The 19,765-nt window shown below is 70.7% G+C and carries 19 protein-coding genes; 12 read left to right on the top strand and 7 right to left on the bottom strand.

The window, feature by feature from the left end:
• The first annotated feature begins 32 nt into the window (after nucleotides 1–32).
• Complete coding sequence (locus ABZX11_RS21880; RefSeq protein ID WP_354915579.1) at nucleotides 33–392, top strand: hypothetical protein; 360 nt, start codon at nucleotides 33–35, stop codon at nucleotides 390–392.
• A gap of 342 nt (nucleotides 393–734) precedes the next feature.
• Here the strand turns inward: ABZX11_RS21880 and ABZX11_RS21875 are convergent, their stop codons facing one another.
• Nucleotides 735–1,571, bottom strand: a complete 837-nt coding sequence (locus ABZX11_RS21875) for an SDR family oxidoreductase (RefSeq protein ID WP_354915577.1) — start codon at nucleotides 1,569–1,571, stop codon at nucleotides 735–737.
• A 106-nt stretch (nucleotides 1,572–1,677) separates the two neighbouring features.
• On the opposite strand from ABZX11_RS21875, the gene ABZX11_RS21870 reads away from it, so the two are divergent.
• Together ABZX11_RS21870 and ABZX11_RS21865 are read left to right on the top strand one after the other, a co-directional pair.
• The gene (locus ABZX11_RS21870; protein ID WP_354915574.1) at nucleotides 1,678–2,100 is read left to right on the top strand and encodes a MarR family transcriptional regulator; all 423 of its coding nucleotides are present in this window, start codon (nucleotides 1,678–1,680) and stop codon (nucleotides 2,098–2,100) included.
• A gap of 153 nt (nucleotides 2,101–2,253) precedes the next feature.
• The gene (locus ABZX11_RS21865) at nucleotides 2,254–3,174 is read left to right on the top strand and encodes a cation diffusion facilitator family transporter (protein ID WP_354915571.1); all 921 of its coding nucleotides are present in this window, start codon (nucleotides 2,254–2,256) and stop codon (nucleotides 3,172–3,174) included.
• Between the two features lie 4 nt (nucleotides 3,175–3,178).
• Here the strand turns inward: ABZX11_RS21865 and ABZX11_RS21860 are convergent, their stop codons facing one another.
• Together ABZX11_RS21860 and ABZX11_RS21855 are read right to left on the bottom strand one after the other, a co-directional pair.
• On the bottom strand, nucleotides 3,179–3,880 hold the full coding sequence (locus tag ABZX11_RS21860) for a DUF305 domain-containing protein (RefSeq protein WP_354915568.1): 702 nt from the start codon (nucleotides 3,878–3,880) through the stop codon (nucleotides 3,179–3,181).
• The gene (locus tag ABZX11_RS21855) at nucleotides 3,877–4,677 is read right to left on the bottom strand and encodes a DUF3105 domain-containing protein (protein WP_354915565.1); all 801 of its coding nucleotides are present in this window, start codon (nucleotides 4,675–4,677) and stop codon (nucleotides 3,877–3,879) included. Before ABZX11_RS21855 ends, ABZX11_RS21860 begins: the two co-directional genes overlap by 4 nt.
• A gap of 196 nt (nucleotides 4,678–4,873) precedes the next feature.
• Between ABZX11_RS21855 and argS the strand changes: the two genes are divergently transcribed.
• The 8 genes from argS to prfA all read left to right on the top strand — a co-directional run bounded on the left by argS (nucleotide 4,874) and on the right by prfA (nucleotide 15,254).
• The gene (gene argS, locus ABZX11_RS21850) at nucleotides 4,874–6,535 is read left to right on the top strand and encodes an arginine--tRNA ligase (protein ID WP_354915562.1); all 1,662 of its coding nucleotides are present in this window, start codon (nucleotides 4,874–4,876) and stop codon (nucleotides 6,533–6,535) included.
• Between the two features lie 3 nt (nucleotides 6,536–6,538).
• Nucleotides 6,539–7,969: a diaminopimelate decarboxylase gene (gene lysA / locus ABZX11_RS21845; RefSeq protein WP_354915559.1), complete on the top strand. Its 1,431-nt coding sequence runs from the start codon at nucleotides 6,539–6,541 to the stop codon at nucleotides 7,967–7,969.
• A 5-nt stretch (nucleotides 7,970–7,974) separates the two neighbouring features.
• On the top strand, nucleotides 7,975–9,288 hold the full coding sequence (locus ABZX11_RS21840; protein ID WP_176175183.1) for a homoserine dehydrogenase: 1,314 nt from the start codon (nucleotides 7,975–7,977) through the stop codon (nucleotides 9,286–9,288).
• Nucleotides 9,289–9,364: 76 nt separating this feature from the next.
• Nucleotides 9,365–10,426: a threonine synthase gene (thrC, locus tag ABZX11_RS21835; protein WP_176175184.1), complete on the top strand. Its 1,062-nt coding sequence runs from the start codon at nucleotides 9,365–9,367 to the stop codon at nucleotides 10,424–10,426.
• Nucleotides 10,423–11,310, top strand: coding sequence for a homoserine kinase (gene thrB, locus ABZX11_RS21830; protein ID WP_354915555.1), 888 nt, complete (start codon nucleotides 10,423–10,425; stop codon nucleotides 11,308–11,310). The genes thrC and thrB overlap by 4 nt, the downstream gene beginning before the upstream one ends.
• A 410-nt stretch (nucleotides 11,311–11,720) precedes the next feature.
• Nucleotides 11,721–13,694 carry a transcription termination factor Rho gene (rho, locus tag ABZX11_RS21825; protein WP_354915552.1) on the top strand — a complete coding sequence of 658 codons (1,974 nt, stop codon included), beginning with the start codon at nucleotides 11,721–11,723 and terminating at the stop codon, nucleotides 13,692–13,694.
• 180 nt (nucleotides 13,695–13,874) lie between these two features.
• Nucleotides 13,875–14,102, top strand: a complete 228-nt coding sequence (gene rpmE, locus ABZX11_RS21820; RefSeq protein WP_176175187.1) for a 50S ribosomal protein L31 — start codon at nucleotides 13,875–13,877, stop codon at nucleotides 14,100–14,102.
• An 81-nt stretch (nucleotides 14,103–14,183) separates the two neighbouring features.
• Nucleotides 14,184–15,254, top strand: a complete 1,071-nt coding sequence (gene prfA / locus ABZX11_RS21815; RefSeq protein ID WP_354915549.1) for a peptide chain release factor 1 — start codon at nucleotides 14,184–14,186, stop codon at nucleotides 15,252–15,254.
• 128 nt (nucleotides 15,255–15,382) lie between these two features.
• On the opposite strand, the gene ABZX11_RS21810 is transcribed toward prfA, so the two are convergent.
• From ABZX11_RS21810 to ABZX11_RS21795, 4 genes are read right to left on the bottom strand one after another with little or no spacing between them, the layout of a single operon-like run.
• Nucleotides 15,383–15,778 (bottom strand): VOC family protein, encoded by a 396-nt coding sequence (locus ABZX11_RS21810; protein WP_354915546.1) that lies wholly within the window; start codon nucleotides 15,776–15,778, stop codon nucleotides 15,383–15,385.
• Nucleotides 15,778–17,043 (bottom strand): mannosyltransferase family protein, encoded by a 1,266-nt coding sequence (locus ABZX11_RS21805; protein ID WP_354915543.1) that lies wholly within the window; start codon nucleotides 17,041–17,043, stop codon nucleotides 15,778–15,780. Before ABZX11_RS21805 ends, ABZX11_RS21810 begins: the two co-directional genes overlap by 1 nt.
• The gene (locus ABZX11_RS21800) at nucleotides 17,036–17,470 is read right to left on the bottom strand and encodes a GtrA family protein (protein ID WP_176175191.1); all 435 of its coding nucleotides are present in this window, start codon (nucleotides 17,468–17,470) and stop codon (nucleotides 17,036–17,038) included. The genes ABZX11_RS21805 and ABZX11_RS21800 overlap by 8 nt, the downstream gene beginning before the upstream one ends.
• Entirely contained in the window at nucleotides 17,467–18,465 is a 999-nt protein-coding gene (locus ABZX11_RS21795; RefSeq protein ID WP_176175192.1) for a glycosyltransferase family 2 protein, read from the bottom strand. Before ABZX11_RS21795 ends, ABZX11_RS21800 begins: the two co-directional genes overlap by 4 nt.
• A gap of 235 nt (nucleotides 18,466–18,700) precedes the next feature.
• Between ABZX11_RS21795 and prmC the strand changes: the two genes are divergently transcribed.
• Nucleotides 18,701–19,567: a peptide chain release factor N(5)-glutamine methyltransferase gene (gene prmC, locus ABZX11_RS21790; RefSeq protein ID WP_176175193.1), complete on the top strand. Its 867-nt coding sequence runs from the start codon at nucleotides 18,701–18,703 to the stop codon at nucleotides 19,565–19,567.
• Nucleotides 19,568–19,765: the final 198 nt, after the last annotated feature.

Here is a 19,765-nt window from a genome sequence, read left to right as displayed (position 1 = left end):
CTGGCCGGCGTTGTGGGTGCGGCGTGTCTTGGGTGAAACAGGCGAGGTCTCCGGTAGAACGATCAACGACCAAGCTGATCAAGAAAACCGGCGACCTCGTGCCCAGCCTGGCGGCGACGGGGCGAGCCGATCTGATCGACGCGCAGTGGGCGATCCTGGAATCGCCGCTGCCTGTCGGCAAGAAACCCCGCCGCCCACCCCTGTGGAGTAAACGCCAACTCCTGGAAGGCATCCGCTGGCGGGCTGCCGGGCTGATCACCTGGGAGGTGAGCGTGGATTCCACGATCAACCGGGCCCGCCAGCACGCCGCAGGCGCCTGCATTGAGAGCGACCTACAGAAAGGACCGCCCGGCGGTATCGGCGAGCCCGGACCGGCCAACCACACACGCTAGGCCGGCCGCGGGGAGGCTGGACGACCAAGCTGCCTGGCCACCGAGCAAGGCCAAGGCCTACAGTTCCGCGCCAACCGGGCCTACCTGCGGCGACGCGGGATCGCGTGCACGATTTCCCAGCCCGCTGATCAGGTCCGGCAACGCCGCAACCGCGGCCGAGCCGGTGGCCGGCCACCAGCATTCGACCCAGAAATCTACAAGCAACGACACGGTCTAGTGCGGCATCAACCGGCTCAACCGCAACCGAGGTGTCGCCACACGGTTCGACAAACTCGCAGTTCCCTACGAGGCAACCGTGCACAACGCGGCGATCAACGAGTGACTACGCCATTGAAACAGGCTCTAGGCGAGCCAGCCGCCGGTCAGGCGCTGTACGGCCGAGCCGTCGAGGTCGGCGAACTTGGTCGAGGCGAACTCCTCGGCCCACTTCGACGTCTGGATGCGGAACGCGGGAGCCTCGGCCGTCATCGCGGCCAGGATCACTTCGGCGACCTCGTCGGCCGTCTGCGCGCTCTGGAACGACTTCGTGACGTTCGCGATGTAGGAGTTCAGGGACTCGGCGTACGGCCCGGCCTCGGCGAAGAGCCGTTCGTCGACGCCGACGTTGTTGACGAACTCGGTCGCGACCGCGCCCGGCTCGACGACGCACACCTTGACGCCCTGGGCCGCGGCCACCGGGGCCAGCGATTCCATCAGGCCCTCGACGGCGAACTTCGCCGCGCAGTAGGCCTCGTTGAACGGCTGGCCGATCACGCCGCCGACGCTGGTCACCGTGATCAGGCGGCCGCCGCTCGCGCGCAGGGCGGGCAGCGCGGCCTTGGTCGCCTCGGCGACGCCGAAGAAGTTGACCTCCATCGTGTCGCGCAGCGCCGAGAGCGGTTCCTTTTCGAGCGTGCCGAGGTGGCCGGCGCCGGCGTTGTTGACCAGGACGTCGAGCCGGCCGTAGTCGGCGAGGACGCCTTCGAACGCCGCGCTCACGGAACCCGCGTCGGTGACGTCGAGCGGGCGGATGTCCAGCTCGACACCGGCTTCGGCGGCGGCCTTGCGCAGGCGGTCGGCGCGGCCGGTGTCGCGCAGCGTGGCGACCGTGCGGAAGCCGCGCCGGGCCGCCAACACGGCCGTGGCCAGGCCGATCCCGGTGGACGTGCCGGTGATCAGGGCGACGCGCTCGTTGCTCATCAAGGGAACCTCGATCTGTTCAGGAGGATGATGGTTTATGTAGTGAACTAAAATGACTATAGGCATGGATGGTTCATGCAGTCAACCAACGGCATACACTCGGCTGATGATGAGCGCTGACCCGATCACCGAAGACGTCGTCGCCCTGCTCGGACGGATCTTCGACCGGTACGTCGCGTCGTACGAGGGCGCGGCGGCGGCGCAGGGCCTGACGCCGGTGCAGGCCAAGGTGCTCGCCGCGCTCGACGAGCCGCTGCCGATGCACCGGATCGCCGAGAAGCTGAAGTCCGAGCGGTCCAACGTGACCGGGATCATCGACCGGCTCGAAGCCCGCGGCCTGGTGGAGCGCCGCCCGGGCGAGCGTGACCGGCGGATCAAGAACATCGTGGCCACGCCGGAGGGCGCCGGGCTGGCGCGCAACTTCCGGCAGGCGCTGGGTTTCGCGGCCGAACCGCTGGCCGGGCTCACGCCGGAGGAGCGCCTCCGGCTGCGGGAACTGCTCACCCGGATGGTCGACGCCGAAGCGTGACGAGTCCGCCTGGCGGGACACCCCGCCTGGTGGATTGGGCGGCTCCGCCGGGCGGGGTAACTTGCGGGTGGGTGAACTTAGGCTGCCCTCTGTTGCATATATGCGCATCCGACTATATGTTTGGCCCGACGGCGAACCGGGAACGGAGGCGGCATGGGTCAGGGACACGGCCACGGGCACGCGATCGCGCCGGAGAGCGCGTCGGGCCGGCACGTGCGGAGACTGGCCATCGCCCTGGGCATCGGCGCCGGGTTCATGGTGCTCGAGTTCGTCGTCAGCCTGACGACCGGCTCGCTGGCCCTGATGTCGGACGCGGCGCACATGTTCACCGACGTCCTCGGCGTCGGCATGGCACTGGCCGCGATCATGCTGGCGCGGCGCAGCGGACCCACGGTCGGCCGCACGTTCGGTCTCTACCGCGCGGAGGTGCTGGCCGCGCTGGCCAACGCACTGCTGCTGTTCGGCGTCGCGGCGTACGTCCTGATCGAGGCGATCGGCCGCATCGGCGACCCGCCGTCGGTCCCGGGCCTGCCGGTCCTGCTGGCCGCGGCGGCCGGCCTGGTGGCCAACCTGGTGTCGTTCGCGGTGCTGCGCGCGGGCGCGAAGGAGAGCCTCAACGTCCGCGGCGCGTACCTCGAGGTCCTGGCCGACCTGATCGGCTCGGTCGGCGTGCTGGTCAGCGGCGCGGTGACGCTGCTGACGGGCTGGCGCTACGCCGACCCGATCATCGGCGTCGCGATCGGGCTGTGGGTCCTGCCCCGCACCTGGACGCTGGCCCGGCGCGCGCTGCGCATCCTGTTCCAGCACGCGCCCCAAGGCGTCGACGTCGGCGCGATCAACGCGGAGCTGTCCGCGCTGCCCGGGGTCGCGGACGTGCACGACCTGCACGTCTGGACGCTGACGTCGGGCATGGAGGTGGCCTCGGCGCACCTGACGCTGGCGCCGCCGGCCCGGCAGTCGGACGTGCTGACCGAAGCGCAGAACCTGCTGTCTTCGCGGTACGCGATCGAGCACGCGACCCTGCAGGTGGAGGCGCCGCAGTGCGCGCGCCGCTGCCAGGAGCTGTCCTGGTAGCCGGCTAAGCGGGCAGCGGCTGAGCGCCCCGGGCCGAGAGCATCACCTTCATCTGGTCCATCTCCGCCCCCTGCGACGTCATGATGCTGTTCACCAGCGCCTTCAACGCCCCCAGGTTGGAATGCGTCCCCGCGTACTGGGCCATCGACGTCCCACCCTGGTGGTGCCGCAGCATCAGCTGCAGGAAATACACGTCCAGCTGCTTCCCCGACAGCGACCGCATCTTCGCCAGCTCGGCGTCCGTGGCCATACCGGGCATCAGCGGCCCGCCCGCCGGGTTCAGCGAAGACGGGGGCATCTGCATGCCGTCGTGGCCCTGCATCGGCTCCGTCATCCACTGCATCGGGGCGCCGATCGGCTGTTCCGGCTGGTCCCACAGCATCAGCCAGCCCTTCATGCGGCCGACCTGCTCCAGCTGGGTGCGCTCGATGTCGAACGCCAGCTGGCGGACCTCCGGGTCCGTCGAGTGGTCGCGGGCCCAGCCGGCCATCGTCACGGCCTGGAGGTGGTGGGTCGACATGTCCTGGGCGAACCCGACCTCGACCGACCCGGCCGCCGGGGTGGCGGCGGCCGGGTCGTCGTCGAAGGCGCGGGTGAGGAACATGCCCGCCGTCGCGCCGAGGAGCAGGACAGCGAGGAGGGTCCCGCCGATGATCACCCAGCGGGACCAGATCGGCTGCTCGGCCGGCTCCTCGGAGGACGTCACTTGGTCGGCGTCCCCGAGGGAGCGGACGGCTGGTTCATGCCACCCTGCTCCTGCTGCGCGCCCGCCGTGCCCTTGTAGTCCATCGGCTTGGCGTCGGGACCCGGCTTCGACGGGTCGAACGGCGGCGGGTTGTCCGGGTCGAACTGGCCGGGGCCGAGAGCGTCACAGGACGCGCCGACCTCGGGGTAGACCCCGTTCGGGTTGGTGCGCAGGGCCACGATGAACTGGTCGATCCGCGGGTCGCTGACGTCGTCCAGCTTCAGCTGGTGGCCCCACGACTGCAGCGAGATCGGCTTGTCGAGGCCCGGGTACGGCGACATCATCGTGTACGGCTTGCCCTTGACGCGGACGCTGAGCATGTTCAGCGCGTCGCCCGAGACCTGCTGCGGGTTGTAGGCGATCCAGACGGCGCCGTGCTCGAGCGCGTGCACCATGTTCTCGGTCCGTACCGCGTTCGGGTAGACGACGCCGGTGCACGCCGCCCAGTAACCGTCGTGCGGGCCGCCGAACGGCGGGGTCTTGTCGTAGGCGACGCGCTCGGTCGGGAGGACGTGCACGCTGCCGGTGTAGGTCGCGGTCACCACGCCGGGGATGCGCTTCGAGGGGTCGGGGTCCTGCGCGCTCGGCGTGAACGACGCGGCGGCGGCCTCGCGGTCGGCCTGCTCACGCTTCGGCGCGGACTGCACCATGTAGTAGATGATCACCGAGGCGGCCAGCGCCACGACGGCGACGACGGCGATGATCGTGCCCCACGGCGTCCCCTTCTTGCTCACCACGGAACCACGGGCCGCCTTCACCGCCGACCCCTTTTTCCGAGTTGTCCCGTTCGCCATGGCTTCCGCGTTCTCCCTCTGGTGGCTGCGGACGGATTCCCGCCCGGGCCAGTGTAGAGACCACGCGTCTGATCACCGTTAACGCCTCACACACCCACGGATCGTGATGTGGCCGAGACCGATGAAAGCCCCCGACCAGGGCACACCTAGAATTCGGCAAGTGACTCCCGCCGCTCTCGCCGACCTGGTCCGCAGCTCCGCCGTGCAGGTGCTCGCCGCACGCGGCATCGACGACGCCGTGCTGCCGGAGCAGGTGACCATCGAACGCCCGCGCAACCCCGACCACGGCGACTACGCGACGAACCTCGCCCTCCAGGTGGCCAAGAAGGCCGGCCTCAAGCCCCGTGACTTCGCCGAGGCGCTCGCCGAGGCGGTCTCGGCGGACGACGGCGTGGCCTCGGCCGAGGTCGCCGGCCCCGGCTTCCTCAACTTCCGGCTCGCCGCCGCCGCGCAGGGCGACATCGTGCGCCAGGTGCTCGACGCCGGCGCCGCCTACGGCCGCGGTGACGCGCTGGCCGGCACCCGGATCAACCTCGAGTTCGTCTCGGCGAACCCGACCGGCCCGATCCACCTCGGCGGCACCCGCTGGGCCGCGGTCGGCGACGCGCTGGGCCGCGTGCTGGCCGCGCAGGGCGGCGACGTCACGCGCGAGTACTACTTCAACGACGCCGGTGCCCAGATCGACCGGTTCGTCCGGTCCCTGATCGCCGCCGCGAAGGGTGAGCCCGCGCCGGAGGACGGCTACGCGGGCGGCTACATCAACGACATCGCCGCCAACGTCCTCAAGCAGGAGCCGAGCGCGCTGTCGCTGCCGGAGGCCGAGCGGCACGAGACGTTCCGCCGGATCGGCATCAACCTGATGTTCGGCGAGATCAAGCAGAGCCTGCACGAGTTCGGCACCGACTTCGACGTCTACTTCCACGAGAACTCGCTGCACGAGTCCGGCGCGGTCGACGCCGCCGTCCAGCAGCTGAAGGACTCCGGGAACCTGTACTTCAACGAAGGCGCCTGGTGGCTGAAGTCGTCGGAGTACGGCGACGACAAGGACCGCGTCGTCATCAAGCAGGACGGCAACCCGGCCTACATCGCCGGCGACCTGGCCTACTTCAAGGACAAGCGCAACCGCGGCTTCGACCTGTGCATCTACATGCTCGGCGCGGACCACCACGGCTACATCGCCCGCCTCAAGGCCGCGGCCGCCGCGTTCGGCGACGACCCCGCCACGGTCGAGGTGCTGATCGGCCAGATGGTCAACCTGGTCAGCGACGGCAAGCCGGTCCGGATGTCCAAGCGCGCCGGCACCGTGATCACCATGGAGGACCTGGTCGAGGCGGTCGGCGTCGACCCGGCCCGGTACGAGCTGATCCGCTACTCGGTGGACTCCACTTTGGACGTCGACCTGGACCTGCTGCGCAAGCACTCCAACGACAACCCGGTCTACTACGTCCAGTACGCCCACGCGCGGCTGGCGTCCCTGCAGCGCAACGCCGCCGATCTCGGCCTGAAGTCGCAGTCCACTTCGGACGTCGATTTCGGACTCCTGACGCTGCCCGCCGAGGGCGACCTGATCCGCACCATCGGCGAATTCCCGGAAACCGTGCGCCGCGCCGCCGAAATGCGGGAGCCGCACCGGATCGCGCGCTACCTCGAAGAACTCGCGGGCGCCTACCACAAGTTCTACACCGTGGGCCGCGTGCTGCCCATGGGCGACGAAGAGGCGACCCCTCTGACGTTCGCCCGGCTCGCGCTGTGCGAAGCCGCCCGCCAGGTGCTGGCGAACGGCCTCGCCCTCCTCGGTGTCTCCGCTCCGGAACGGATGTAAGAAATGGCGCACCCCGCCGGCCCACGGCACGCCGACGTCTACCCCCACGCCGACACCTCCGGGCTGCAGCCGTCCGGGGCCGAGGAACTCGACAAGCTGCCCGCGAAGGTCTGGCCCCGCAACACCTTCCGCGCCGCCGACGGCGTCGTCCGGATCGCCGGCGTCGACGTCCGCGAACTCGCCGAGCAGCACGGCACGCCGCTGTTCGTGGTCGACGAAGCCGACTTCAAGTCGCGCTGCGCGGACTACGCCGAGGCCTTCGACGACCCGTCCCTCGTGCACTACGCGTCCAAGGCGTTCCTCTCCATCGAGATCGCCCGCTGGGTGGCCGAGCAGGGCCTGAGCCTGGACGTCTGCAGCGGCGGCGAGCTCGCCGTGGCCCAGCGCGCGAGCTTCCCCGCCGAGCGGATCACCTTCCACGGCAACAACAAGTCGACCGCCGAGCTGGAAGCGGCGGTCGTCGCCGGGGTCGGCACGGTCGTGCTCGACAGCTACTTCGAGATCGCCCGGCTGGCCGACATCGCCGCCCGCCACGACGTCGTGCAGCCGGTGCTGATCCGGGTCACCGTCGGCGTCGAGGCGCACACCCACGAGTTCATCGCGACCGCCCACGAGGACCAGAAGTTCGGGTTCTCACTGGCCGGCGGCGACGCCGCCGAGGCGGTCCGCCGGGTGCTCAACGCGCGCTCGCTCAAGCTCGTCGGCCTGCACAGCCACATCGGCTCGCAGATCTTCGACGCCGACGGCTTCGAGGTCGCCGCCCGCCGCGTCGTCGGGCTGCTCGCCGACCTGGCCAAGGAGCACGGCCCCGACCTGCTCGACCAGCTGAGCCTGGTCGACCTCGGCGGCGGGTTCGGCATCGCCTACACCGAGAAGGACAACCCGCCGCCGCCCGCGCAGATGATCACGCAGATCCGCGAGATCGTCCGCAAGGAGTGCGCGTACGCGGGCCTGCCGGTGCCGCGGATCGCCGGCGAACCGGGCCGCGCGATCGCCGGTCCCGGCACGATCACGCTGTACGAGGTCGGCACCATCAAGGACGTCTCGCTCGGCGACGAGTCCGCGCGCCGGTACGTCAGCGTCGACGGCGGGATGAGCGACAACATCCGCACCGCGCTCTACGACGCGGTCTACGACGTCCGGGTCGTTTCCCGCTCCGCGGGCGACAACGACCAGCCGGTGCAGGCCGTGTTGTCCCGGGTCGTGGGAAAACACTGTGAGTCCGGCGACATCGTCGTACGAGACTGCTGGCTGCCCGACACGCTGGCTCCCGGCGACCTGCTGGCGGTCGCGGCGACCGGCGCGTACTGCTACTCGATGGCGAGCACGTACAACCGGATGCCCCGCCCGGCCGTGGTCGCCGTGCGCAACGGCAGCTCGCGGCTGCTGCTGCGGCGGGAGACGACCGACGACATGCTGCGCCTGGAGGTCTGAACACAGTGGCTGCCCCAGAGGAACGCCCGGCCATCCGCGTCGCGCTGCTCGGCTGCGGGACGGTCGGCGGTGAGGTCGCCCGGCTGCTCACCGAGCAGGCGGGGGAGCTGGCCGCGCGGGCGGGTGCGCCGGTCGAGCTGGCCGGCATCGCCGTCCGCCGTCCCGACAAGCACCCCGAGCTGCCGCCGGAGCTGCTGACCGCCGACGCCGAGAAGCTGGTGACCAGCGACGACGTCGACGTCGTCGTCGAGCTGGTCGGCGGGATCGAGCCGGTCCGCGGCTGGCTGCTCGCCGCGCTGAAGGCCGGGAAGTCGGTCGTCACGGCGAACAAGGCGCTGCTGGCCGAGCACTCCGCGGACCTGTTCGAGGCGGCCGACGCCGCGGGCGCCGACCTGTACTTCGAGGCCGCGGTGGCCGGGGCCATCCCGCTGCTGCGCCCGCTGCGCGAGTCGCTGGCCGGTGACCGGATCACCCGCGTGATGGGGATCGTCAACGGCACCACGAACTACATCCTGTCCGCGATGGACTCGACCGGCGCCGGCTACGCCGAGACGCTCGACGAGGCCAGCAGGCTCGGGTACGCCGAGGCCGACCCGACCGCCGACGTCGACGGCTACGACGCCGCGTCGAAGGCGGCGATCCTCGCCTCCCTCGCCTTCCACACCCGCGTCACGGCCTCGGACGTGCACCGCGAAGGCATCGCCGACGTCACCGCGGCGGACCTCGCCGCGGCCCGGATGCTCGGCCGCACGGTGAAGCTGCTGGCCATCTGCGAGCGCGTCACCGACGACGACGGCGTCGAGTCGGTGTCCGCGCGCGTGCACCCGGTGATGATCCCGCGCCGCCACCAGCTGGCCGGCGTCGGCGGCGCGTTCAACGCCGTCTACGTCGAGGCCGACGCCGCGGGCGAGCTGATGTTCTACGGCCAGGGCGCGGGTGGCGCGCCCACGGCCAGCGCGGTGCTCGGCGACCTCGTCGCGGTGGCCCGCAACCGGGTCGTCGGCGGTCGCGGCCCGCGCGAATCCGCGCACGCGGCCCTGCCCGTGCGGCCGATGGGCCAGACGCCGACCCGGTACCACGTAAGCCTTTCCGTGGCCGACCGCGCCGGGGTGCTCGCCCAGGTGGCGCAGGCGTTCGCCGACCACGGCGTGAGCATCGCGGCCGTGCGGCAGAGCGACGTCGGCGACCGCGCGAGCCTGGTCGTGGTGACGCACCAGGCGCCGGACGCCGCCCTGAAGTCCACTGTGGACCAGATCGGGCGGCTCGACGTCGTCCACGAAGTTGTCAGCGTGATGCGCGTGGAAGGCGAAGACCAGTGAGCGACGCTTGCGAGCGAACCATAGACACCATGCGCCAAAAAAAATCAAACACTGTCTCGCGGAGCGAGGCGATCGCATGATCAGGCACCCCTGGCCCGGGCTCATCGAGGCGTACCGGGACCGCGTCCCGGTCCCGGAGGGCGCCCGCGTCGTCACGCTCGGGGAGGGCAACACGCCGCTGCTGCCCGCCCTCCACCTGTCCGAGCTGACCGGCTGCGAGGTGTACCTCAAGGTCGAGGGGGCCAACCCGACCGGCTCGTTCAAGGACCGCGGGATGACCGTGGCCATCACGCACGCGCTGGCCAGCGGCCTCAAGGCGGTGATCTGCGCGTCGACCGGCAACACCTCGGCCTCGGCCGCCGCCTACGCCGCCCGCGCCGGGCTCACCTGCGCGGTGCTGGTGCCGCAGGGCAAGATCGCCATGGGCAAGCTCGCCCAGGCCGTGCTGCACGGCGCCCGGATCCTGCAGGTCGACGGCAACTTCGACGACTGCCTGGAGCTGGCCCGCAAGACCGCGGCCGACTACCCGGTCACGCTCGTCAACTCGGTCAACCCGGTGCGCATCGCCGGCCAGAAGACCGCCGCGTTCGAGATCTGCGACGTGCTCGGCACCGCGCCGGACATCCACTGCCTCCCGGTCGGCAACGCCGGCAACATCACCGCCTACTGGGCGGGGTACGCGGAGTACGCGGCCGACGGTGTGGTGAAGAACACCCCGCGGATGTTCGGCTTCCAGGCGGCAGGCGCGGCGCCGCTGGTGCACGGCGAGCCGGTGGCGGACCCGGAGACGGTCGCGACCGCCATCCGGATCGGCAGCCCGGCGTCGTGGACCGCCGCGGTGAAGGCGAAGGACGAGTCGGACGGGCTCTTCGAGGCCGTGACGGACGAGAAGATCCTCGAGGCGTACCGGCTGCTGGCCGGCCGCGAAGGCGTGTTCGTCGAGCCGGCGTCGGCCACCAGCGTGGCGGGCCTGCTGGCCACCGCCGCCGACGGACGGCTGCCGCGCGGCTCGAAGGTGGTCTGCACGGTCACCGGGCACGGCCTGAAGGACCCGCAGACGGCCCTGGCGGGCAACGTCGAGGTCGAACCCCTCGCCGTGGACCCCTCGGCCGTCGCGGCGGCGCTGGACCTGCGGTGAGCGGGGCGTTCCGGGTCACCGTCCCGGCGTCGACCGCGAACCTCGGGCCGGGCTTCGACGCCTTCGGCATGGCGCTGAGCCTGTACGACGTCGTCGAGGTGCGGGTCACCGACACCGGGCTCAAAGTCGAGGTGATCGACGCCGGCGCCGGTGGCGTGGAGGACGTCCCGACCGACGAATCCCACCTGGTGGTGCGGGCGATCCGCGCGACCTGCGCGCACCTCGGCGTCGAGCCGCCCGGGCTGCACCTGCGCTGCTTCAACGCGATCCCGCACGCCCGCGGCCTCGGCTCGTCCGCGGCCGCGGTGGTCTCCGGCGTCGCCGCCGGGTACGCGCTGGCGGGCCGGGAGATCGACGCGTTCGGCGCGCTGCAGCTCGCGGCCGGCTTCGAAGGCCACGCCGACAACGCCGCCGCCAGCCTGTTCGGCGGCCTGGTACTGGCCTGGTGCGACGGCGGGGAGTTCCACGCCGAACGGCTCACCCCGCACGCGTCGATCCGGCCGGTCGTGGCCGTGCCGTCGGTCCGCTCGGCCACCGCGACCACACGCGGCCTGCTGCCCGCGACCGTGCCGCACGCCGACGCCGCCCACAGCGCCGGGCGGGCCGCGCTCGCCGTCCACGCGCTCACGGCGAAGCCGGAGCTGCTGCTCGCGGCCACCGACGACCGGCTGCACCAGCACTACCGCGCCCCCGCGTACCCGGCCAGCGCGGAGCTGGTGGCGACGCTTCGTGCACGGGGAGTAGCCGCCGCCGTTTCCGGCGCGGGTCCGACGGTGCTCGCGCTGACCACCGGGGGAATACTTCCGCCTGACGTGCGCGTTGAGGCCTTCGACGTCCTCGAACTGCCCGTGGATCTCACGGGCGTGCAGGTTGCGGCTCAGTAAAGGCTGGGTCACGTGGCCGACGGGGGAGCCGCCACGCGGGGGGTGGTTGTTGCACCAGGCACCGCTGCGGTCTACCCTCGGGGGCGTTCGATCACCGTGCGTTTCCGCACCCGATGCCGGTCCCGGGGAATCCCCGGATCCGCATCCGTCGTCGATCCGCCGAATCCGCACCGCCTGGCAAGCGGGGTAACGCGGAACGACTTGGGCGGGTTTCCGGTTTCGGCGGTGCCGAATTCCGTGTCCTCCGTTTGGAGGACGCAAACCCCTGTGGTGGAGGCGCTCCAGCTGTGTTCCGCACGGCCGAAGAGCTCATCTCGCGTATCGGGGGGCAACTACGCCGGTTCGCGATCAGAAGCGAGCGGCAGTCCGCTGATCCACCTGGAGGCGTGGATCGGTCAGGAAGGACATGTGTGAGCAACACCGATCTTTTGAGCGACGTGAGCGGCACGGCCGAGACGAACGGCACCGCCCCCGCTCCCAAGCGGACGGTCGGCGGGCTGACCGGTAAGACCGTCGCCGAACTGCGTTCGCTGGCTGGGGAGCTCGGCGTCGGCGAGACGACGGGCATGCGCAAGGGCGACCTGATCGCCGCGATCCGCGAGCGCCAGGGCAAGTCCCGCAAGCCGCGTGCGGCGGCCGAGACGCTGCCGCTCGAGGGCGTCGGCGAGCCGGTGAAGGCGGCGGCCCCCAAGGCCGAGCCGAAGGCCGAGGCGCCCGCCGCGCCGTCGGAGACCAAGCCGGAGCCGAAGGCCGAGGCGCCCGCCTCCACGCCGTCGGACGACCGGCCGCAGGCCGAGCGCCCGCAGCAGGACCGGCCGGACGCCCAGCAGGGCCAGGACGGCCAGGCCGAGGAGGGCGGCCGCAGCCGCCGTCGCCGCGGCTCCAACCGCGCCGCCGGGTCCCCGGACGGCCAGCAGGGCGGTGACCGCCAGCAGGGCGACCGCCAGCAGGGCGACCGCCAGCAGGGCGGCGACCGCAACCGCGACCAGCAGCGCCAGGGCGGTGGCAACCGCGGTGACAACCGGGGTGACAACCGCCAGGACGGCAACCGCGGTGACCGCCAGCGCAACCAGCAGGACGGCAACCGCGGCGACGGCAACCGCGGTGACAACCGCAACCAGCAGCCGGACGACGACGAGGAAGGCGGCCGTCGCGGCCGTCGCTTCCGCGACCGCCGTCGCCGGGGCAGCGGTGGCGGCCGGGCCGAAGGCGGCTCGCCGGACACCGAGATCCGCGAGGACGACGTCCTGCTGCCTGTCGCGGGCATCCTGGACGTGCTGGACAACTACGCGTTCGTGCGGACCTCCGGCTACCTCGCCGGCCCGAACGACGTGTACGTCTCGCTGTCACTGGTCCGCAAGTACGGCCTGCGCCGCGGTGACGCCATCACCGGTGTGGTGCGCCAGCCGCGCGAGGGCGAGCAGCAGCGGCAGAAGTTCAACCCGCTGGTGCGCGTCGACTCGATCAACGGCCTGGAGCCGGACGAGGCCAAGCGGCGTCCCGACTTCACCAAGCTGACCCCGCTGTACCCGAACGAGCGGCTGCGCCTCGAGACCGAGTCGCACAAGCTCACCACCCGCGTGATCGACCTGATCATGCCGGTCGGCAAGGGGCAGCGCGCCCTGATCGTGTCGCCGCCGAAGGCCGGTAAGACCACGATCATGCAGGACATCGCCAACGCGATCTCCACGAACAACCCCGAGTGCCACCTGATGGTCGTCCTGGTCGACGAGCGTCCGGAAGAGGTCACCGACATGCAGCGCTCGGTGAAGGGCGAGGTCATCGCCTCGACCTTCGACCGGCCGCCGTCCGACCACACGTCGGTCGCGGAGCTGTCGATCGAGCGGGCCAAGCGCCTGGTCGAGATGGGCCACGACGTCGTCGTGCTGCTCGACTCGATCACCCGCCTCGGCCGCGCGTACAACCTGGCGGCCCCGGCGTCCGGCCGGATCCTGTCCGGTGGTGTCGACTCGACCGCGCTGTACCCGCCGAAGCGGTTCCTCGGTGCGGCCCGCAACATCGAGAACGGCGGCTCGCTGACCATCTTCGCCACGGCGATGGTCGAGACCGGCTCGACGATGGACACGGTCATCTTCGAGGAGTTCAAGGGCACCGGTAACGCGGAGCTCAAGCTCGACCGGAAGATCGCCGAGCGCCGCGTGTTCCCGGCGGTCGACGTCAACCCGTCCGGTACCCGCAAGGACGAGCTGCTGCTCTCGCCGGACGAGCTCGCGGTCACGGTGAAGCTGAGCCGGGTGCTGCACGCGCTCGACTCGCAGCAGGCCATCGACCTGCTGATCTCGCGCCTGCGGAAGACGAAGACCAACGTCGAGTTCCTGATGCAGGTCTCGAAGACCGCCCTCGGCGGCGGCGAAGACGACTGAGTCCCGTCTTGCGAGGGGGCCTTCCCGGTGCGCCGGGGAGGCCCCCTTCGCGGTGGGAATAGCTGGTCAGCGGGGTGCGTTCCAGTACACGTCTGCCCGTCTGGCAGAATTACCCGCTGAAGTCCGGCGCCGGTTCACCCCGTGACGACTGGGGACCCGGAGCCAACGAGAGAGGACACCATGAAGAGCGGTATTCACCCCGAGTACGTGGTCACCGAAGTGAACTGCGACTGCGGCAACAGCTTCACCACGCGCAGCACCAAGACCAGCGGTAACATCCACGTCGAGATCTGCTCGAACTGCCACCCGTTCTACACGGGCAAGCAGAAGATCATGGACACCGGTGGCCGGGTCGCGCGCTTCGAGGCTCGCTACGGCAAGCGCCAGAAGAAGGCCGACGCCAAGTAGCTTTTTCCACGGCGCCCATCCGGTACTCCCGGGTGGGCGCCGTTCTTTATGGTTGTTTCCCGGGCTGAGAGGTGGCTGAAGGTGGATTCGAGCTCGCTCAAGGGGCTGCTCGCCGAGCACGCGGAGCTGGAGCGGCAGCTGGCGGACCCGGCGGTGCACGCCGACCAGGCGCGCGCCCGCAAGCTCGGCCGCCGCTACGCCGAGCTGACGCCGGTGGTCCGTGCGGTCCACGAGCTCGACACGGCCCGTGACGACCTCTCGGCCGCGCGGGAGATGGCCTCGGAGGACGCGGAGTTCGCCGCGGAGGCCGAGCAGCTGGCCGCGAAGATCCCCGAGCTGGAGTCGAAGCTCACCGAGCTCCTGCTGCCGCGCGACCCGTACGACGGATCCGACGTCGTGATGGAGATCAAGTCCGGCGAGGGCGGCGAGGAGTCGGCCCTGTTCGCCGGCGACCTGCTGCGGATGTACCTGCGCTACGCCGAGCGCCACGGCTGGAAGGCGGAAGTCCTCGACTCGGTGGACTCCGACCTGGGCGGCTTCAAGGACGTCACGCTGTCGATCAAGACGAAGGCGGCCGACGTCGACGGGGTGTGGTCCCGCTTGAAGTTCGAGGGCGGCGTGCACCGCGTCCAGCGCGTCCCGGCGACGGAGTCACAGGGCCGCATCCACACGTCGGCGTCCGGGGTGCTGATCTACCCGGAGCCGGAGGAGGTCGAGGTCGAGATCGACCCGAACGACCTGCGCATCGACGTGTTCCGGTCATCGGGCCCGGGCGGCCAGAGCGTCAACACGACGGACTCGGCGGTCCGGATCACCCACCTGCCGACCGGCATCGTGGTGTCCTGCCAGAACGAGAAGTCCCAGATCCAGAACCGCGCCCGCGCCCTGCAGGTGCTGCAGGCCCGCCTCCAGGCCATCGCGGAGGAGGAGGCGGCGGCGAAGGCGTCGGACGCGCGCAAGTCCCAGGTCCGCACGGTCGACCGCTCGGAGCGGATCCGGACGTACAACTTCCCGGAGAACCGCATTTCGGACCACCGGGTGAACTACAAGGCGTACAACCTGGACCAGGTCCTGGACGGCGACCTGGACGGCGTGCTGGACGCGTTGGCGACCGCGGACCGCGAGGAGCGCCTGGCAGCCCAGTCGGGCTGAGGCCGTGTCGACCTCCTGATCACGCGTGCCGACCCTTCACGCACGAGCCGGGTCTTCCGGTCCGTGATCGGAGGGTCGACACGCGTGATCAGAGGGTCGACACGCGTGTTTGGCGGGTCGACACGGCCTCAGCCGGGCTGAGTGGCCGGCTGACGGGCGACCAGCCAGCACAGGCAGAACGGGTGACCGGCCGGGTCGGAGTACACCTGGAAGTCGTCGCCCGAGGTGCTGCCCGCCGCCGGCTTCAGGACTTGTGCGCCGAGGGCCATCACCTGCTCGTGCGCTTCCGCGAAGTCCTCGACCCACAGGTCGAGGTGGATCTGCTGCTTGACCGGGCCGTCCGGCCACTCCGGCGCCACGTGGTCCGGCGCGAACTGCACCCCGATCCGCGGTGCCCCGTCCACCAGCACCATGTGCCAGTCGCCGTCTTCGTCGACCTCGCCACCGAGCACGCCCGCCCAGAAGCGGCTCTCGGCGGCGAGGTCGGCCGCGTCGAACGTGACGACCTGGTGCATTATCCGCATCAGCCGGACCAGAAGCCCGTGATGAAGCGCAGGTAGATCGTCCCGCAGACCAGCGCGTTCGCGTACAGCACGACGTGCACCGCGCCGCGCAGCTGCGGACGGCGCTCGCCGAACAGCACCAGCGCCACGTACATCACCAGGCACGGCAGCAGGTAGCGGTGCACCGACACCACGTTGTTGTTCATCGTCAGCATCACGATCGACGCGAACCCGAACAGCGCCAGCGGGACACCCTTCGACCGCAGTGCCACCAGCACGTACACCGAGCTCACGAACAGCAGCGCCAGCCCGATCATCGGCAGCACGTGGCTCATCAGCGTCCACGCGTCCATCTTCGTGTCGCCGAGCAGCGCGTGGCCGGTGATCTTGGCTTCGCGCCACAGCGTCTCGAGGATGTTCGGGTTGAACTTGTGGTACGACCACTCCCGCACGCCCTTGAGCGCGTTGAAGCTGCCGAAGAAGTCCCCGGTCTGGATCTTCATCGCGACCATCACGGCGGCCAGGCCGGCGAACGCCGCCGGGAACCACAGCAGGTTCCACGACAGCAGGCCGCGCAGCTTCCAGTCCTTCGACCGCCAGAACTCCAGGAAGCACAGGCCGACGAAGACCGCCGCCGTGATGCGGGAGGCCGTCAGCGGGATGAGCGTCAGGCCCATCCAGAGCCACTGGCGGCGCAGCGCGAACAGGTAGGCCCAGAAGCCGAGCGCGCAGAACACCGCCTCGCTGTAGAACGAGTGCAGGAAGAACGCGGCGGGCGCGGTCAGGAACGCCGCGACGACCAGCCACGGCGCCCGCTCGCCCGCGAAGAAGTGGCGGCCGATCTTCAGCAGCGCGACCGCGGCCAGCCAGGTGGCCACCAGGTTGACCAGGAACCCGGCGACCAGCAGGCCGATCGTGCCGAAGCTGACCGTCTGCACCAGCCAGACCAGCAGCGGGAACACCGGGTAGAACGCCCGCGTCGGGGCGTAGCTGCCGGTGTAGGCGTGCATCGCGATCTCGCCGTAGTTGCCGGCGTCCCACCGGTAGGTGTGCGCCAGCAGGCTCATCGTCGAGCCGATGCCGGTCTTCGGGATGCCCTCGTCGGTGGGGCTGGACGGCGCGAACAGGTACGCCAGCGCGATCAGCACCACGTTCCAGGCCAGCACCACGGCGAAGACGCGGGCGTAGTCGCCGTTCAGCCAGGCCCAGCGGCTCGCGCGGGCCTGCTCCGGGGCTTCCGGAGCGGGCTGGTCGGCGACCCGGGACGGGACGGCGGTGCTAGTCATGCGTAACCTCCGCGACCGGCGCCTCGGCCGCCGCCGCGGGCCGGTGCCGGAAGACGACCTTGTGGTAGAGCACGTAGTTCCAGACCAGGCCGACCACGATCCCGGCGAACTTCGGGATCAGCACGTTCACCCCGGGAAACGCGCTGGTGACCCCGAAGATGATCGCCGCCTGCACCACCCACAGCCCGAACGCGGTGACGGCGAAGAACAGCAGCGCCTGGCGGCGGACGTCACCGTCCTTGGCGCGGAAGGTGAAGTTCCGGTTCAGCGTGAAGCTGAGCAGCATGCCCGTGGTCGTGGAGATGAAGTTCGCCACGAACAGGGGGACGCCCAGCGTCACCAGCAGCGCGTAGCCGAGGGCGTCGACGAGGGTGTTCGCCACGCCGACCAGCCCGAAGCGCAGCTGGGTCGCCGAGATCAGCTTCACCGGGCGCCTCGTCCCGCGTCGGCGCCCTCGCGGGCCTCGACCGCCACCCCGGTGCGCACCGACGCGACGCCGTACAGCGGCCGGTTCTGCACCTGGGAGTACGTGCGGCCGATGTAGCTGCCGAGCACGCCGAGCATGATGATCTGGATCCCGCCGAGGAAGAACATCGCGATCCCGAGGAACGCCCAGCCGGGCACCGCGGTCTCCGGGGCGAACAGCTTGACGCCGCCGACGTACAGGATCCCGACGAAGCTCAGGAACGAGATCAGGTAGCCCATGCGCGTGATCATCCGCAGCGGCGTCACCGAGAAGCCGAGGATGCCGTCGGCGGCGAAGCGCAGCATCTTGCGCAGCGGGTAGCCCGTGACGCCGGCGTGCCGCTTGTCGCGGTCGAACAGCACGGCGGTTTGCTTGAAGCCGATGTAGCTGACCAGCCCGCGCAGGAAGCGGTCGCGCTCGCGGTACTTGCGCAGCTCGTCGACCACCTTGCGGTCGATCAGCCGGAAGTCGCCGGTGTTCTTCGGGATGTCGACCGCGGCCATCTTCCGCAGGAACCAGTAGAACCCGCCGGCGGTGATCTTCTTGAACGGCGAGTCCTGGCGGGAGCGGCGCTGCGCGTAGACGACGTCGAAGCCCTCTTCCCACTTCTCGATCAGCTCGAGGGCGACCCGCGGCGGGTCCTGCATGTCGCTGTCCATGATGACGACGGCGTCCGCGTCGACCAGGTCCAGCCCGGCGGTGACGGCCATCTGGTGCCCGAAGTTGCGGCTCAGCTCGACCACGGTGACGCGCTCGTCGCGGGTGCTGAGCTCGGTGAGCTTGGCCAGCGAACCGTCCCGGCTGCCGTCGTCGACGTACAGGAAGCTGAAGTCGTACTTGCCGGCGAGCGGGCGGGTCACCTCGTCCACCGTCCGGTGCAGCAGGTCGATGTTCTCTTCCTCGTTGTAGATCGGGAAGATGAACGCCACCCGGCGGGTGATCGGCTCTGTGGGCACTGCGGGGCTCCCCGGAGGTTCGGTGCGGAACGGTTCGGGCGGTGCCGTGGAGCAGGCGAATCCCCGACCCGGTGACCTGCATCCTAGAAGATCGGGCCGATCAGGGTCCCGGCACCCGGACTTGTCGCCTGCGCGCCGGGGGTGCCTCGATACGCTGGACGGCGTGGGACCGGCGCGTGTCCTCACGGGGGAGTTCCGCCTGGTGTGCCAGGCTCGACGAGGTGAAGGACGACGAGTGAACCGGCAGCCGCTGCGCCTGGCCATCATCGAGGCCACCCGCATCCTCGAGCGCGCGGGCGTCGCCTCGCCGAGGTTCGACGCCGAGGTGATCGCCGCGCACGTGCTCGGGGTCGAACGCGGCAGGCTGCCGATGGTGCCACTGGTCGACCCGCCGGTCATCGAGGCCATCGGCCAGCTCGTCCAGCAGCGCGCCAAGCGCATCCCGCTGCAGTACCTGACCGGCTGGGCCGCGCTCGGTGACATCACGGTGGCGGTCGGTGCCGGTGTGTTCGTCCCGCGGCCGGAGACGGAGCTGCTGCTCGAGTGGGGGGTCAAGTTCCTGCAGGGCCGCGAGTTCCCGGTGGTGGTGGACCTGTGCACGGGTTCCGGCGCGCTGGCGCTGGCGGTGGCCCACGCCCGCCCGGACGCGGTGGTGTACGCGGTGGACATCGACCCGCAGGCCCTGGCCTGGGCCAGGCACAACGCGGACGTCCACGCCGAAGCGGGCAACACCCCGATCCGGCTCTATTCGGGCGACATCGGCGACCCGACGATGTTCGCCGAGCTCGACGGCCTGGTCGACCTGGTGCTGTGCAACCCGCCGTACGTCCCGGAGGGGACCCCGGTACCGCCGGAGGTGGCCGAGCACGACCCCCCGCGAGCGGTGTTCGCCGAGGAGAGCGGGCTGGCGGTGATCCGCCACGCGATCGCAGCCGGCGCGCGCCTGCTGCGTCCGGGAGGAGGACTGGCGATCGAGCACGACGACACGCACGGCTCGGCGGTGCCGGCGCTGGTGCGGGCGCGGCGGGTGCTCACCGGGGTCGAGGACCATGCCGATCTGACGGGCCGGGCGCGATTCGTGACCGCGCGGCGGCTGGGCTGAGCAGCACCCCGGCCAGCACCCCCGCCAGCCCGTCGAGCTCCGACAACAGCACCGGGCTCCGCCAGGAACTGCCCGCGGACCTGCCGTTTCGTCGCCCCCAGAGCCCGGCGCAGCCTTCCGCAGCCTCCGGACATTCCCCACCGCTCCCTGGGGGGCGTCCCAGGTCTATCGTATCGGGAGCCTCCGACGAAAAGCCGG

Source organism: Amycolatopsis sp. NPDC004169, from assembly GCF_040610315.1.
Taxonomy (GTDB): Bacteria; Actinomycetota; Actinomycetes; order Mycobacteriales; family Pseudonocardiaceae; genus Amycolatopsis.
Note: the sequence above shows the minus strand (reverse complement) of the source record. Positions and strands in the feature narration are given on the sequence as shown.

Bases quoted from the DNA above. Each gene is read 5' to 3' on its own strand.
- ABZX11_RS21875 (WP_354915577.1), bottom strand. From the start codon at position 1,571: ATGAGCAACGAGCGCGTCGCCCTGATCACCGGCACGTCCACCGGGATC.
- rpmE (WP_176175187.1), top strand. From the start codon at position 13,875: ATGAAGAGCGGTATTCACCCCGAGTACGTGGTCACCGAAGTGAACTGC.
- ABZX11_RS21870 (WP_354915574.1), top strand. From the start codon at position 1,678: ATGATGAGCGCTGACCCGATCACCGAAGACGTCGTCGCCCTGCTCGGA.
- thrC (WP_176175184.1), top strand. From the start codon at position 9,365: ATGATCAGGCACCCCTGGCCCGGGCTCATCGAGGCGTACCGGGACCGC.
- ABZX11_RS21865 (WP_354915571.1), top strand. From the start codon at position 2,254: ATGGGTCAGGGACACGGCCACGGGCACGCGATCGCGCCGGAGAGCGCG.
- ABZX11_RS21810 (WP_354915546.1), bottom strand. From the start codon at position 15,778: ATGCGGATAATGCACCAGGTCGTCACGTTCGACGCGGCCGACCTCGCC.
- ABZX11_RS21805 (WP_354915543.1), bottom strand. From the start codon at position 17,043: ATGACTAGCACCGCCGTCCCGTCCCGGGTCGCCGACCAGCCCGCTCCG.
- lysA (WP_354915559.1), top strand. From the start codon at position 6,539: ATGGCGCACCCCGCCGGCCCACGGCACGCCGACGTCTACCCCCACGCC.